This window comes from Mesorhizobium sp. P2_C7, from assembly GCF_056404515.1.
The window spans coordinates 167,214-180,201 of sequence record NZ_JBFUDW010000009.1 but is presented as its reverse complement, the minus strand read 5'-3'; the positions used below and the strand labels follow the sequence as shown (position 1 = coordinate 180,201).

Below are 12,988 nucleotides of genomic sequence, written 5' to 3'. Positions count from 1 at the left end.
TCCGTTCATCGATTGGCATACGCAAATTCGAGCCGCATTGTCGCCAATGGCACCGCATCCACCCGCTCGCGTTGAGCGTGAATATCCGCGTCGCCCGCGCGATCGAGGCATGACTTGATCCGGGCAGGATCATCCGATGGAACTCGTACGATGGCTGCGATGTTACTGGCACGAGCCGCTAGCAGCACTAAGTCAATCGTTGTGTGATCGAATGGAGCGTGTTCCTCGTCCACCACGACGAAATCGTAGCCCAATGTCCCGAAGATCTCGGCGGCGTGGGCTGTGGGCGCGTTCATGAAAGAACCAACTACGGCTTGTCGCGACGCGAAGCGCCGATGGAAGGGCGAAGCTTGCTGTATATGGTACTCGGACATTGTTCCCCTGTCGCAGTCCGCCTCTTAAGGGTCTCGGGCCGACTTTTGTTGCAAAAACCGTTGCATGGGGGGTCCCCAACCGTCCATATTTATCTGTATGCGTTCCACCAGGCGGAATTTAGAACGCATCGCAAAACGGTATGTTCGTGAGATTGCATTCTACGAGGATCTGCTCTACCGGACGATAAAAGCGCCTTGTCGTGATCGGCTTCGGAGCCTTGGCACGCAGCGTTCAAGCGTCCTTTCAAGAGTCTGGCGGCGAGTTCCGACTTCAGCGACGCTGGTTCCTCCGGTGCTGACGCCAGGACCGCAGGAACCCGGTGACATTAAACCTTTGCGAATGTGGCGGACCTGATTGCCTGGCACCCGTCGCTCGTCACTGAATCCACAAGCCTCGAGGATGTTCATGACTTCGTTCCGACCCTGCTGCGAGCGGGCTCCAAACTACATCGTGGCGGCAGACAGGCGGGGCACCAGGCACTGTTCGTCAATCTCAAGCTGAAGCAGAAGTGGGGCATGGTCGGCCTGACGGCGGACTCTGCCTTCATCCCCTACAGGGAAGATCCGTAACTCGTCGAAGATGGTGGCTATCGATCCGGTGCGACATTCTGCGGCAAAGAGGGCAAGGTCGAGCCGGCGCCCTGGGGCGGGCAGAAACGCGATCACTCCTTCGCTCTCGGGCGATGGCCTCGACGGCTAACGCGCCGAGAGCAATGAAGACAAACGCAAATTTCTGACCATGGCGCTGATTCCCCTCAGCACACAGCGCAACCCCATAGCGAAAATCATCGAATGTGCGTCAGCGCAAACTTTTGCGCGAAAAACCAGGGTTGCGATTCAGCTGTCATTACACTCAGGACAAGTCAAACGTCGGAAACGCCAAACAGGCTCTTGACCAACGCTCCTTCGATATTTATCTGGTTTTCTGCAGCGCGACACTCCGCATCGCACCAGAGCGAGCCTTGCATGGGTTTGGATATAACAATAATTGGATAAATATCCGTTTTTGGCATGGGAGGAGTGGATGGGATTTCTTGACTACAAAGTTAGGCCACGCGTTCTGGTTGTCGGAAACGGACACCCGTACGACCGCACCGCGTTTATGGCGATGTTGGAAAGCGTTGGAGGAAAGGAATTCTTCTTGGTCGAACACCCTATTGCGGAAGCAGTGCTCAATCACGAGGCGACCCGAGAGGTGGATGCGATAGTGCTATATGACATGCCGGGCGGATGGCCCAGGCGAGGGCCGGATTACGCGCTCGAACCAAGCGATGCCTTCAAATACGGCTTCAACCGTTTGCTTATGGAAGGAACCCCAATCCTAGCACTGCATCACGCGATTGCTGGTTGGTCGAAATGGGAGGACTATAGCGAAGTGTTGGGTGGAAAACTCGCATTTTACCCAACCAGTATCCGCGGCAGAAATCCGGTAGGCGGCGGCATCCGCATGGGGGTTGATTACAAATTTGAAGTGACCGATCCCACTCATCCGATCTTCGCGGGCATCCCGAATTCGTTCGATCTCAACGACGAACTATTTTTATACGATGTCTTCGAAGATGATGTGAACGTCTTGGCTCGCTCCAATTACTCCGCAACGGTTGAGAATTTCCACTCACTGGAACTTACAGTTACCGGGGAGCCCCAGTCGAACAGGGGTTGGGTGCGACCTCCTGGCAGTACCGCTCTCGTTTGGACCAAACGGGCTTACAACAGTTCACTGGTCTATATACAGCCGGGTCACTACCCGCATACATATGCCAATGAGAACTACCGTAGACTTGTGCACAACGCCTTGGACTGGGTGATTGAACAAACGCGGATGTTAAAACTAAAAACAAGCTGATAATTTAATCAACATATGTCTGTAGTGGCGCTACATGTGACAGGAACGTCTTTCAACAAGCAACTGTTGCCGCAAACGCCCGTGGCAGAGTCCGTATGTTACATGCCCATTGCTCGCGTAGAGGTCCGTCCATCCAGCCTTGTATAGCGAAAAAACCGACGAATATTATTTTCGTCTGGCGGATACGGCATAACTGGCTTTGATTCATCAGCTTCTTTTTCGGCTAATATCTTATCAAATTACCATATTGGGATAGAATACCGACCTTTTTTTCACCATGTCGCAAATCTATGAACAGAATCTATGTTTTCCAAAGAGGTGACCTATGAAACTTTACAGTTCACCCGGCCCCAACCCGCGCATAGTCCACATGTTCGCCGCAGAGAAGGGCTTCAAGTTAGACGTTATTGAGATCAATCTCGTTGGAGGAGAAAACCGTCGGTCGCCGTTTTTGGCAATTAATCCCGCAGGCGAGCTTCCAGTGCTCCTGACTGATACGGGGGAAAACATCGCGGAGACGACGACCATTTGTGAATTCATCGAGGAGAAATATCCAATGCCATCGCTGATAGGAATTACATCCGAAATGCGGGCATTGACTAGGATGTGGACTCGCCGTATTGAGATCCACTACAATCAGCCGCTATCGGCTMCATTTCGCTTTGGGAAGGCGCTCAAGTTATTTTCTGCGCGAATTCACTGCATGCCTCACGCCGTTGACGACTTTGCGACGCTTGCTCGGCAAGGTGAAACTTGGCTTAATGGCCTAATAGGCGACAGAAAGAACGTTGTGGGTGACCATCTGTCCCTTGCCGATATCGTCCTGTTTTGTTTCGTCGATTTCGCGGTTAAGCGAGCCGATATGGCGCCTCTGCCGACAAGCAAGAACCTACGAAGATGGTATGATCGGATCCGAGATTGCGATTCTGCGATCGCGACAGAAGCTGCGGCATACGCATAATTGCAAAACTGGCTTGCGCCTTTCGTATTCTCGTGATTCGCCGCTGATGGGCTCATAGGGCTGAAGTAGATGCCTGCATCGACTATGAGGATTGCATGCTGCGGCATCGACGCGCCAGCCCTCGCCCGGTCGCAGGCGCTTTGTGAGTGGCTGCACGTTTCCGCGTCGAGTGCCGGTGAGGCTCTCAGACATATCGCCGAGTTGTACCGGATCCGAGGACGACATCCGTGGCCGATCTTCACAAGAGCGCTGCGCGCAGCGTCAGAAAAGAGCAGGCCGATCTCGTGGGCCGACTTGGAACCGAGCGCGAGCGAGAACTCCGACTGGTCAGCCGGAAGAGCAGATTCGTCAAGGCGATCTACTGCACGCTCTCAGGAAGTGAGGCCGTTCGCGTTCCTTGATTGTCAAACCGCTCAGCACGAGATCCGGCGGGATCGCCCCGCGACAAAGCAGTCGTAAGAGCGCTCAGCGAAGACTCGTCGACGGCACCGCGGCAGCGGTTACGGTGAAGTTCTACCTTCATCTGGTACTGGCAAGATCCGAAACTCGTCAAAGACAGTGGCTATGGATCTGCCGCAACACTCTGCGTCAACGAGGGTAAGGTCGCGCCAGCGCCCTGGAGTGGGCGGTAATAGCAATTACTCCTTCGCTCTCGGCGATGCCCTCGACGTCTAATCCGCGGCAGTCAAGGATGACAAACGCAAATTCTTGGTGCTGATTCCCCTCAGCAAACAGCACAACGCCCATAGAAAAATCAACAAATGTGAGTTAGAGCGCCTATCCCACGCTGTAACAGACTCGCCTGCATCGAGTGCTTGAACAACGCGCTTAAGAAGGTTGTTGTAGAGATGCGGATTCTTCAGACGCCTGGCCTCCAGGCCAACCATCCTGCATGACAGGACCGTCAGATCGGGCGCCCCCCGTCTATACAATCAAGCCCATCAACGAATCGTGTCGGGGTCGGATAATCACGAATACGCTGCTGGAGTATTGATCGTCCATCCTTCACAATTTCTTTCGCCTCAAGTCAATTCTCGTAAGACACGGTGAAGGTCAGTTTTGGGTCGTAGTGCGCTTCCCAGTAGCCCCTCCACAAGTCTTTGCTAATCACCCCCACCTCCCCGTTGCCAACGGGTTGGCCGTCGAGCACAGTAATTGGCATTACGCCTCCGGCAGTCGTGACGATAAGCAACTCATCGCATTCGTAGGCAGCGCTCACGGGGACGTCTTCAACGATAGCCTCGATATCCTTGCTCCTACAAATTTCCAAAATCGTTTTTCGGGTCACGCCCTCTAAAACGCCGCGATTGGGGGTGCGGACTGTGCCATTCTTAATAAGCATAACATTGAAGCCAGAACCTTCCGTGATATTGCCATCACCGTCCGAAAGGATCGGATACATCGCGCCCCGGTCTTGAGCTTCGAGAAGCCCCCGTGTGAAGTCACCCCACTGATGGTTCTTGACTGTGGGATCAATCGCGCCAGGAGGAATGCGACGCACAGTTCGGGTGATGATGGCCCGTCCTCCGACCTTTTGCACATCCTCTGACATCGCGAATATATATGGAATAACCATCAGATATAGACTGTTATCAATTTCCTCTGGTTTGTAGTGCCTAATGAACTTCAGACCTCGCGTCAGAAATACTCCGACATATGCATCACGTATGCCGCTTTTTGAAAGCATGTCCAAAAGCTTTTCCCGAATGCTGTTTTTATCTAGGGGGCTTCGCAAGCGCAGTCTCGATGCACTTTTCTCGAAGCGATCAAGGTGATCGTCCAGGCGGAAGAAGCGCCCATCCCAAACAGCAGGGACATCATAGGTCAAATCAGAATGTAAAAACCCTTGGTCGAGCAGCGGAATTCTTGCTTCGTCGATGGGGACGAACTTCCCATCAATGAACGCGATCCCTCGAGCGAATGGATTCCCGCTAGATTCCAACTGGGCCACGCGGCGTCGATATTCGATAAAAATAAAATCAGTATATGCCACACCGCTCTCCTTAAGTGACAAAGGCGCGAAATTCCGCCGAGAATTCGATAGATATCGAATTACGTTGTTAACCTCGGTGTATATGTCTGTCAAGATCAACGCATAATGGCATCATACGATCTGCCGGTTTCATCGCCGGTTAATGGACACTGGGATGACACGAACAGGATCGCTACAGAACCGGGCAATGAAGAAGTTTCGGGAGGTTTTGAACCATTGGAATGACACGATCGTGCCGTGCCGCCTGCAGTCGAAATCGCCGGATCTTCCGCCGCCCCGCCGCGGGCGAAGGGGCGATAGCGCTCCAGCATCGGCTGCAAGTTGTTGATGTCCCGGTCCAGCGCTTTCCTGTCTGGCCTCAGCTACGGGGCCGCTCGATACAAACGCCACGAACCTGCAGAGAGCTGCATCATCCGGCATAGCATGGTCGAACCTTCAGCCGCAGGCGCCCGCCTCCGGCAACGGACCCACGCGCCAGGCAATCCATGACGCCGACATGGGTCCGCACGGACCAGTCCCTGGCCGCAATACCGGCGAAGCAGCAACGAAGCGGCCTGCCGCACCCACCTCGGCGTTTCCCACCGTTGGTCGAGCCGTCGCCGACATCGGCCGCAGTCCGAAATCCCCATCGCCATCGATTCTAGCCTCCGGGTTCCTAGAATCAGAGCTTTCGGACGCCTGCCGGCACCCGAAACCCCTCGCCAAATCGGTCGTTCCGGTACTAAGCGCACAATCCACGAGCTGCCTTACCGTTGGGTTAGGCAACAGTCACTTCGCCCTATGGGCACTCATTTTGCCCGAAGCAGACCCGCATCTACACTTGCATCACGCCGAAGCTCGGCCCGTAAGATCAACATCGGCTCAATGAAGAGCGTGACTACCGCTCTGTACTAGCTCCGGTCGAGGGTACGCCAACATTCATTGCCGCGACCGTCACACCTCGCATGTGCTTTAGCCGCACCGCGATCGATCGAACGCCCAGTTCGACTTCCTGGTCCATCACAGCAAAGCAACGTCCAGAGGCCCTCCAGGATCGCCAGCAGGGCATTGTTGTGCTGGGCGAGCTCGGCATCCCGAGGATGCCCCAAGTGAACCGCAAATGGCGGCGCCGTCGCCTTGGCCATCCGCTCGACATCAGCGGCGCCCGCATCACCACCGAACTCGAACTGTCGGTGGCCGGCAGGAAACTGGCGCTGGCGACCATGTGGATGGTTGCCGCGCAAGCATCGCCATAGCCCCTGAGCGTGTCTAAGCATGTCGTCCGTCACAAATGAATCTCGGCGTTTCTGTCCGCGAAACGGCGAGACGCGGGGCGAGAACCTTGGCTGCGTATCGTGGACAACTGCCAGCCACAATGGCTGGAGTGTTCGAACATGTATGTAACGAGTGATCCCCGCACTTCCCTGGCGACAGCCAAGCGTGCAGCGCCATCGCGTTTTGCGGCTGCGGAATACGCGCTCTTCTACGCCAGGCGGCCACAGGTCGAAACCGCCGAGGCAAGAAGCTGGATTGGCCGCGGCCAGAACATGATCATCGCTTATACCGAGGGCGAGCAGGGCACTGCGCTGGTGCGCCAGGGCCAACCCGACGAATATGGCATCATCCTGCCCGACCGCGGCCAGGGGGTCGAAATCACCACGCCGCTTGGCATAACCCATGTCCCCGGTTACTCGATCGCCTTCATTCCAGCTGGTGATAGTACCGTCCGGCTCAAGGCGGCCGGTACTGTCGTTCGCGTCTTCTCGCCCAAAGCAGCCGACATGGCTGCGCTGGCCGCGAATCAAGAGGCTTTCACCGGGCCGCATCCGACCGTCCCCGATTTCGCGCCGTGGCCGGAACCGCCTGATGGGCCGAAAGTCAGATTCTACAGCCTAGATGTCCGCGCGCAGCCCGGGCGGTTCGGACGGATATTTCGCTGCTCAACCCTCATGATCAATTATCTCGAACCGCGCGACGGCCCGCGGCCGAAGACCCAGGTCTCTCCCCACCATCACGATGACTTCGAACAGTGCTCGCTGGCCTTAAGCGGAGAATTCACCCATCACCTGCGCTGGCCATGGACCACTGACATGACCGCGTGGCGCGACGATGAACACGTGGTCTGCGGCTCGCCATCCATCTGCGTCATCCCGCCGCCGGTTGTCCACACCACTACTGCGGAGGGCGCCGGCATCAATCAGCTGGTCGACATTTTCGCACCCCCGCGCTTGGATTTCTCGGCCAAACCCGGCTGGGTGCTCAACGAAGCGGACTATCCTGTACAGCCAGGAAGCACCCCATGACGGCCCGCACCCTCGGCAGCACGCGCTTTCGCGAACGCATATCGGCGCATGAGCCCATGCTCGGCACCTTCGTCAAATTTCCCAGCAGCCAGGCAATCGAAATCCTGGGGGCCGAAGGCTTCGACTTCGTGGTGATCGACGCCGAACACGCGCCACTTGACCGCACGCAGATCGACCTGATGATCCTGGCGGCCCGCGCCATCGGCGTTGCGCCGATCGTGCGCGTCGGCCATCCCGACCAGATCCTGGGCGCGCTCGATTGCGGCGCCGATGGCGTGATGGTGCCCCATGTCCGCTCGACCGCCGACGCAGAAGCGATAGCCGCAGCCTGCCGTTATGCAGGCGGTTCGCGCGGCTTTGCCTCTTTGACCCGCGCCGGTAGTTGGGGTGACCGAAAGAGCACTGATCACATGGACTATCAGGACGCCAACGTCGTCTGCATCGCCATGATCGAAGACCCTGAAGCCGTCGAGGTGCTCGATGACATTTTGGCGGTGGAGGGCATTCACGCCGTCTTCGTCGGCCGTGGCGACCTTACGGCGTCGTTCGGCCGCGATCCCGAAGCGGGCCCCAAGGTGTCGGCGATGAGCGAGCGCGTGGCGCGGGCCGCCACTGGTGCCGGCAAGCCACTACTCATGCTGGCCACAAGCACTAGCGACGCTGCCGACGTGCGCGCGCTGGGCGTCGCCGCACTACTGGTCTCCAGCGATCACGGTATGCTCAAAAGCGCCGCAGCAACCCTTCGCAAGGAATATGCCGGCGACCGCTGACTGCTTAGTGGTCGGGAATCTCAGCCGCCAGTTCTTCATCAACGGCCAGCACCACCTTGCCGAGTTTTCTCGTTTGCGTGGAGAACGGCGTGGACGCTGCGGACATCGTCGAGCGCAAACGCCGCGTGGATGCGCGTTGTCATCCGCCTGCTCGCCAGCAACGGCCAGACCGATGTTACCAGCGGCTCGGCAATCTTGCCCTCGTAGGCTGGCGAGCGAAGCCGCAGCCTCGAGCCGGTGGGGGCAGCCGCCGGCGCACCAGGTGCGAATGTTGACCTCGGCCATCGAGCCAAGTGGGCTTGCGACGAACACGAAATCGCCCATCAGGCGCCATGAGGTCAAGCTCTGCTGCACATACGGCCGGCCTGGGCGTCAAGCGTTACATCGAGGCAATGCTCGCCGGCGTGCCGGCGGATATCAACCGCCCATTCCTGCCGATAGTCGAACACAGCGGCCGCACCGACCGCGATACAAGCGGCGCGCATCGCGGCACTGCCGGCCGTCGCGCACACCCGGGCACAGCCCAGCAGCTTCGTCATCCGGATGACAGCCATGCCGAGGCCGCTCCAGCCGCCCTGCACCAGCAGTGTCTCTCCTTCTCCCAGCCGACCCACCAGATCATATTGCTCCAGGACGAGAAGAAGGTCTCTGGCAGCGACAGGGCCTCCGTGAAACTCAGCCTCGCCGCGCACGGACACGCATTGTACCGATGGCGCCAAGACATACGGCATAGGTGCCACCACTGGCAGCGCAACACCGCGTATCCGACCGCGAGCGTCTAGACACCCTCGCCCAGACCAGCAACCCGGCGAGCAGCATGGAGCGCTCGAATATCGGTCACGCCGGGCGGCTGCGGATAGAGCCCTCGCCGTTGCTGCACGTCCGGCGGTTGACGCTGGCGGCACGCACCGCGAGCAACACCTCGCCCGGCCCCTCGACGATCTGCTAGACCTCCCGCTGCCAGGTCGGGAGACCAACGACGCGCAAGATCTTTCAAGCCCCCGCCAAGTGATGAGCCGAACCTATCACGCCAGGCCTACAAGTTTGGCGGGATTATCGCGCACCATTGTAACGACGTCGGCCTCGCTGAAACCGAGTCCCAAGCATAGAGCCATGGCCTGGCGCAGGCCGTCCACCGGGCTGGGATTGTCAACCTGGCCAAGGTCTGAGCCGATGGATGAATTGGCGACACCGGCGGCTTCGATGTGAGCCTTCAGCTCGGCGGGAGAAAAGGTGTTGAACCGCGAGTCGACATAGAGACATGCCGATTGCTCGACAATGGCGCCCAAGGCGGCCAGTTCTACCGTGTCGGCATGGCTGAAGTGCAGCCCATACATCGGGTGGTTGATGACCAGCCGCTTAATGCCGCGCTGGCGGGCTTCTTCGAACAGTGGCCTGATCTCAGCAACGTGCAGATGACCCGATGACAGGATGGCGTCATGAGTCGCGATTAGGTCGAGGATTTCCTTGACGCTGTCGAGCAGGTTGCCATCGTCATCGAGCACGGTGAGCGGTTTGGGCTTGCGAAGCTGCACGTTGGACTTGAGCTTGGCGCCGCGATGGTTAGAGCGGATATGGTTGGCCGCATGCGCCGTAGGCATGAACACCATCCTGCTGCCGCTCTTGAGGTGGAAATCCACGACGGCCGGATTGAAGCCGCCCGTCGTGTTGTTGAGCACGAGAGAGCCATACATTGCGACACCGAGATGGCCGAACAGCCGCTCCATGATCGGAAGGAACGGCCCGACGGAATAGTGGTGATCCTTGAAGAGTATGCCTCTCATGCCGGCGGCAGCCGCCTGTTCGACGGCTTCGAAGTGATCTAGCTGCCGCGCCATGGTCGATGGACCAGAATGCACATGCAGGTCGATAGCGCCCTTGAGCAGGCGATCGATGACCGCCGGGTCGATCGTGGCGATGATCCGGCGTGCCTGGGCCCGGTTTTCGTCGTTGTCTGCCATGGTCTAGGGTCCCCGCATGATCAATCGCAGCGACCTAGCCACCCTTGCACAGGAGCGGCAAATCCAGTTTGAATGCGTTTCGACAGCCGAAACGGAGGCAAGGATGATTGATCGGGGCGAAGGCGAAGTGCGGGCGGCGAGCCGCGTACTAGTAGTGCTGCAGGCGATGAACCGCGAGCCGCATTCGACGATCCTATCGCTGCATCGCGCCACCGGCCTGCCCAAGCCAACGCTGGTCAGGCTACTCAAGACGCTCGTAGCCGATGGATATGTCAGCAACGACCTGCGTCAGGCCGGCTATCAGATCACGTCGCTGGTCACCTCGCTTAGCAGCGGCTTTCACGGCGATCCTCTGGTGGTCGAGGCCGGTCGTCCCTGGGCCATGGAGCTCAATGGACAGTTCAAATGGCCTGTTGCGATCGCTGTCTTCGACGGAGACGCGATGGTGGTGCGCTACTCGACCGTGCATGACAGCCCGGTTTCTCCTTTCCACGCCACCATCAACATGCGGCTCAGCCTTTTTACGCGGGCACTGGGCCGGGCCTATCTTGCCTCCTGCACTAACGAGCAGATCGAAGCCCTGCTAGAGGCGCCCGCCCCCAATTCGGGCCTCGAAAGCCTGGCCGACCGCGACCCCGATAAGGTTCGGCGCACGGTGCGCGCCATCAGGGATCGCGGCTATGCCTTGCGCGACCCAAATGTCGAGCCTCGAACCTCAGACACTATCGCGGTTCCGATCTTCGGGCGCGGCGGCGTGCAGGCCAGCATCGGCATCACCTATTTCCGCACCGCCACCAATGCTTTTGGCTCGCGCGATGATTTCGTAGCGGCGCTGAAGCGCGCCGCTGCCGGGATTAATGCCGAGGTGGAACGGCTGACCGCGCACCGCGGGTGACGTCGTTCCGCTTGACATTGTTCCAGCGCGCGAGTGCCGCGAGGGTCGGGCTGTTGACTCGGCCAGCGTTTCGCGTCCCGAATTCGAGTGATCGCCTCGGGCTGACGCAGGAGGCGTCTATCATCATGCTGGCCGGCATCTTCTATAGCGCTGCCTGTGGCGGATCGACCACCAACTGGAGCCGGAGATCACGTTATTACTGCGCTTCCTCTGCCTTCACGGGAGAAGTGGCTTTAAGATTGATAGCGGTGCGCCGTGCCAGATGCTTCCGGGAAAGGGGGCACTTCAAATTCGTCTGTATTAGAGCGAGATGACCGACGTCTGCCTTGATAGAGGGCGATTCAAAGATGAGTCCATCCAAGACAACGGAGCAGGAACTGCTGATCTCACCTGTGGGGGTGGAGAGGCGGTAGCGCTCTCCCGACTAGAACCCCTGAGCAAACAACGATCCTATTTATACGCCATAACCGCAATTTACCGCAGGCCTTGATCGGCGCCCTTCTGTCGGAGGCTGACACGATCTAGATCGTGCTCTCTGAACGGAAGTCCGTGCAGTTAGGACAACGGCGGCAGCGAGATCATGAAGGGCAACTTCCTTTCCTACCCTCCTCGGGGTCTCTCACGCGAAGAAGCCGCCCGATATGTTGGCGTGGGCATAACCAAATTCGACCAGATGGTTGCTGACCGTCGCATGCCGAAGCCGAAGAAAGTTGACGGCCGCGTGATTTGGGATCGCCTTAAACTCGAAGCGGCGTTTGCCGAACTACCTGGAGACGATGATGAGAATATCGTCGACTTCCTGTTGCAAGGGAATCACCGCAGGGAATAGATTCATTCCGCCATGACCGACAAATATCCCGGCCTGTCCTCCTACACCGATCGCCACGGAAAACTACGCTGGCGCTATCGGACGAAGGAGCGTTTGGTCACTCTGCCTGCTCCCAATCAGCCGGGATTCAAGGACGCGTACCAGGCGGCGGTCGAAGGCCGGAAAGTCCCCAAGGCTCCCGTCGTCCGCATGCCTGGGGCCGCCCTACCCGGCACATTTGGAGCGGCCTTTCAACGGTTGAAGATCTCGGTCAAGTGGCTGTCGCTTGACGAAGCCAGCAAACGCAAGAACAAGCGGCTGATTGAAGAATTTCTAGAACTGCGGGTGGTCCCAGATCACCCACTGATCTGGCGCGACGTACCAGTCAAAAACCTTAGACGTATTCATATTGAAGAGCTTCTTGGCCGCTTCATCGCCACACCCCATAAGGCCAAGCACCTGCTGGTGGGCATACGCAAGCTGGTCTATGTCGCACTGCGGCAAGATTGGATTGAAATCGACCCCACCGCGGCAGTCGAGTGGCGGCCCGCCTATGCCGGCTGGAAGGCATGGTCGCGCGAGGCGATGGCCCAATTTGAAAACGGTTGGCAGCTCGGCACTGCGGCACGCACTTGTTACGGATTGGCGCTTTGGCTGGGCAACCGCCGCGGCGACGTAGCAGGCCTGCGCTGGGATCAGAGGGTCACCCGCCGTGTCTTCATCGACGGCGTCGAGCGTCACTTCGACGGGTTTGATATCGTTCAGGGCAAGAACAAGGGACGAACGGGCGGCAAGCGGCTTTTCGTGCCGATCACGCCGATGCTGTCCGAGATCCTGGATGCGGCTGACAGGCGCGGCGAGACCGTTTTGGTCAACGCTTATGGTGAGCCCTTCTCCGCCAAGTCCTTGACTGGAATGATGGCGCATTGGTGCAAGCTTGCCGGTCTTCCGAAGGGCCTGACCCTGCATGGCTTGAGGAAATCGCTCGGTGTTTATCTGGCGGAGGCCGAGGCCTCCACCAGGCAGATGATGGACGTCCTCGGTCACGACGATATCGATCATGCGGAGCTCTATTCGCGCGAGGCATCGCAGGTACGG

At 58.3% G+C, this 12,988-nt stretch carries 12 protein-coding genes and 1 pseudogene; 9 read left to right on the top strand and 4 right to left on the bottom strand.

All coding sequences use genetic code 11. From position 1 onward, the window contains the following. Window positions 1-5 precede the first annotated feature (5 nt). On the bottom strand, window positions 6-296 hold the full coding sequence (locus AC1D2G_RS20155) for a hypothetical protein (protein WP_477416106.1): 291 nt from the start codon (window positions 294-296) through the stop codon (window positions 6-8). Between the two features lie 420 nt (window positions 297-716). Here AC1D2G_RS20155 and AC1D2G_RS20150 point away from each other — a divergent pair, with 420 nt between their 5' ends. From AC1D2G_RS20150 to AC1D2G_RS20140, 3 genes are all read left to right on the top strand, one after another. Next, the gene (locus tag AC1D2G_RS20150) at window positions 717-944 is read left to right on the top strand and encodes a hypothetical protein (RefSeq protein ID WP_477416104.1); all 228 of its coding nucleotides are present in this window, start codon (window positions 717-719) and stop codon (window positions 942-944) included. A gap of 454 nt (window positions 945-1,398) precedes the next feature. Continuing rightward, window positions 1,399-2,220 (top strand): ThuA domain-containing protein, encoded by an 822-nt coding sequence (locus AC1D2G_RS20145; protein ID WP_477416102.1) that lies wholly within the window; start codon window positions 1,399-1,401, stop codon window positions 2,218-2,220. Window positions 2,221-2,545: 325 nt separating this feature from the next. Further along, entirely contained in the window at window positions 2,546-3,181 is a 636-nt protein-coding gene (locus tag AC1D2G_RS20140) for a glutathione S-transferase family protein (RefSeq protein WP_477416100.1), read from the top strand. 1,027 nt (window positions 3,182-4,208) lie between these two features. Here AC1D2G_RS20140 and AC1D2G_RS20135 read toward each other — a convergent pair. Then, the gene (locus AC1D2G_RS20135) at window positions 4,209-5,174 is read right to left on the bottom strand and encodes an aminotransferase class IV (RefSeq protein ID WP_477416098.1); all 966 of its coding nucleotides are present in this window, start codon (window positions 5,172-5,174) and stop codon (window positions 4,209-4,211) included. 1,088 nt (window positions 5,175-6,262) lie between these two features. Here AC1D2G_RS20135 and AC1D2G_RS20130 point away from each other — a divergent pair. From AC1D2G_RS20130 to AC1D2G_RS20120, 3 genes are all read left to right on the top strand, one after another. After that, window positions 6,263-6,409, top strand: coding sequence for a hypothetical protein (locus AC1D2G_RS20130; protein ID WP_477416096.1), 147 nt, complete (start codon window positions 6,263-6,265; stop codon window positions 6,407-6,409). 99 nt (window positions 6,410-6,508) lie between these two features. Then, window positions 6,509-7,456: a cupin domain-containing protein gene (locus AC1D2G_RS20125; RefSeq protein WP_477416094.1), complete on the top strand. Its 948-nt coding sequence runs from the start codon at window positions 6,509-6,511 to the stop codon at window positions 7,454-7,456. Next, window positions 7,453-8,226 (top strand): HpcH/HpaI aldolase family protein, encoded by a 774-nt coding sequence (locus AC1D2G_RS20120; RefSeq protein ID WP_477416092.1) that lies wholly within the window; start codon window positions 7,453-7,455, stop codon window positions 8,224-8,226. Before AC1D2G_RS20125 ends, AC1D2G_RS20120 begins: the two co-directional genes overlap by 4 nt. Before the next feature lie 338 nt (window positions 8,227-8,564). On the opposite strand, the gene AC1D2G_RS20115 is transcribed toward AC1D2G_RS20120, so the two are convergent. Both AC1D2G_RS20115 and AC1D2G_RS20110 read right to left on the bottom strand, forming a co-directional pair. Beyond that, window positions 8,565-8,957, bottom strand: a complete 393-nt coding sequence (locus AC1D2G_RS20115; RefSeq protein ID WP_477416090.1) for a zinc-binding dehydrogenase — start codon at window positions 8,955-8,957, stop codon at window positions 8,565-8,567. Between the two features lie 294 nt (window positions 8,958-9,251). Further along, window positions 9,252-10,187 carry a DUF6282 family protein gene (locus tag AC1D2G_RS20110; protein WP_477416088.1) on the bottom strand — a complete coding sequence of 312 codons (936 nt, stop codon included), beginning with the start codon at window positions 10,185-10,187 and terminating at the stop codon, window positions 9,252-9,254. Window positions 10,188-10,290: 103 nt separating this feature from the next. Here AC1D2G_RS20110 and AC1D2G_RS20105 point away from each other — a divergent pair, with 103 nt between their 5' ends. From AC1D2G_RS20105 to AC1D2G_RS20095, 3 genes and pseudogenes are all read left to right on the top strand, one after another. Next, on the top strand, window positions 10,291-11,082 hold the full coding sequence (locus AC1D2G_RS20105; protein ID WP_477416086.1) for an IclR family transcriptional regulator domain-containing protein: 792 nt from the start codon (window positions 10,291-10,293) through the stop codon (window positions 11,080-11,082). Window positions 11,083-11,662: 580 nt separating this feature from the next. Beyond that, window positions 11,663-11,911, top strand: a complete 249-nt coding sequence (locus AC1D2G_RS20100; protein WP_477416084.1) for a hypothetical protein — start codon at window positions 11,663-11,665, stop codon at window positions 11,909-11,911. A 12-nt stretch (window positions 11,912-11,923) separates the two neighbouring features. Then, window positions 11,924-12,916, top strand: a pseudogene (locus AC1D2G_RS20095) (tyrosine-type recombinase/integrase); the annotation flags it as partial. Between the last annotated feature and the right edge of the window lie 72 nt (window positions 12,917-12,988).

What these genes read in the sequence shown, in the direction of transcription:
- AC1D2G_RS20145 (WP_477416102.1), top strand. Translation starts at nt 1,399, where the DNA reads ATGGGATTTCTTGACTACAAAGTTAGGCCACGCGTTCTGGTTGTCGGA.
- AC1D2G_RS20110 (WP_477416088.1), bottom strand. Translation starts at nt 10,187, where the DNA reads ATGGCAGACAACGACGAAAACCGGGCCCAGGCACGCCGGATCATCGCC.
- AC1D2G_RS20120 (WP_477416092.1), top strand. Translation starts at nt 7,453, where the DNA reads ATGACGGCCCGCACCCTCGGCAGCACGCGCTTTCGCGAACGCATATCG.
- AC1D2G_RS20100 (WP_477416084.1), top strand. Translation starts at nt 11,663, where the DNA reads ATGAAGGGCAACTTCCTTTCCTACCCTCCTCGGGGTCTCTCACGCGAA.
- AC1D2G_RS20155 (WP_477416106.1), bottom strand. Translation starts at nt 296, where the DNA reads ATGAACGCGCCCACAGCCCACGCCGCCGAGATCTTCGGGACATTGGGC.
- AC1D2G_RS20115 (WP_477416090.1), bottom strand. Translation starts at nt 8,957, where the DNA reads ATGCCGTATGTCTTGGCGCCATCGGTACAATGCGTGTCCGTGCGCGGC.
- AC1D2G_RS20105 (WP_477416086.1), top strand. Translation starts at nt 10,291, where the DNA reads ATGATTGATCGGGGCGAAGGCGAAGTGCGGGCGGCGAGCCGCGTACTA.